General features: G+C 63.5%; 1 pseudogene. It reads left to right on the forward strand.

Going from position 1 to position 669, the window contains the following annotated elements:
* Positions 1–450 (forward strand): annotated as a pseudogene (locus AC1DYI_RS37740) (ATP-dependent Clp protease ATP-binding subunit ClpX); the annotation flags it as partial.
* Positions 451–669 lie beyond the last annotated feature (219 nt).

Genomic DNA, 669 nt, shown 5'->3' on the forward strand with positions numbered 1-669 from the left:
GCCACGGTGCACAGCAAGTCCGAAAAGCGCGTGTCGGAAGTGTTCCGCCACGCCGAGCCGGAAGACTTGGTGCGCTTCGGTTTGATTCCCGAGCTGGTCGGCCGCTTGCCGGTGGTCGCCACGCTGGGCGAGCTGACCGAAGAGGCGCTGGTTCAGATCCTCGTCGAGCCGAAGAACGCGCTGGTCAAGCAGTACCAGAAGCTGTTCTCGATGGACGGCGTCGAGTTGGAGATTCGCCCGTCGGCGCTGGTGGCGATCGCCCGCAAGGCTCTGGCCCGCAAGACCGGTGCGCGCGGCCTGCGTTCGATCATGGAACAGTCGCTGATCGACACCATGTTCGACCTGCCCACGCTCGACGGCGTGGCCAAGGTGGTGGTCGACGAGCACATCATTGATGAGGGCGGCAAGCCCCTCCTGGTCTATCGGGAACAGGCCAAGGCCAGCGCCTGACCCGCTTTTCCGGGGTTTCATTCCTCCCAAGCCGGCTAACCTGATGAGCCGAGCTTCCAGTAGTCACCCGGCTTCTTGCAATCCACCCCTCGGGCCCCATGTGGGCACGAGAAAGTGAGGCATCTCCCATGTCAGGACACCCGATTCTTCCCGCCGAACCGATCACGCTGCCGCTGCTGCCGTTGCGTGACGTGGTGGTTTTCCCCCACATGGTGATTC

It is taken from the genome of Ideonella sp. P3_A4 (assembly GCF_056403075.1).